This is a genomic window from Protofrankia sp. Cj3 (assembly GCF_917627355.1).
In the GTDB taxonomy this organism is placed as follows: domain Bacteria; phylum Actinomycetota; class Actinomycetes; order Frankiales; family Frankiaceae; genus Protofrankia.
In genome coordinates this window covers 2,115-2,609 of record NZ_CAKJTR010000235.1, presented here as the reverse complement: position 1 = coordinate 2,609, position 495 = coordinate 2,115, and the positions used below count along the sequence as shown (strand labels likewise).

General features: G+C 60.8%; 1 pseudogene. It reads right to left on the bottom strand.

Annotation, left to right across the window (positions count from 1 at the left end):
• Positions 1 to 124 precede the first annotated feature (124 nt).
• A pseudogene (locus MJ783_RS21105) lies at positions 125 to 495 on the bottom strand (hypothetical protein); the annotation flags it as partial.

The following is a 495-nucleotide window of genomic DNA, read 5'->3' as shown; positions in this document are numbered from 1 at the left end:
GGGCAGGCGAGGAGCCTGCCCGATCGCGATCAGCTTACCAACCCCCTGCTCCCAGCACGAGGCGGGCGTCGCTACGACCGGTTGACCTCGCCCATCGACCGGATAGGTTATTCTGACGTCCACGTCAAGGGAGCGCCGTACCGGCTACCCTACGGAGTTCTCGACGCTCGCGCCAGAAAAGGTACAGAAAAACTCCGCCAGCAAAGAAAATAAGCCCAAGGACCGACAGGTACATCGGGTAGTAGCGTCGCCAGTCGAAAATGGATCTCCCAGCATCCACTTCCCGGTATGAACCACCGAAGAACCCCAGAATGATCGCGATCGGCACGGCGACGACGGACAGGAAGCCGACCGCCACTCCGTACCGGAGCCGTCGAAGATCCTGCTTTCGGGCATCGATCGATTCCTGTGATGCTTGTTCGGCACTCAGGACCGACGCCAGACGGGCCAGCATCGCCGATACCGTGGACACATTATCGGTAAGCCCCGCGCACT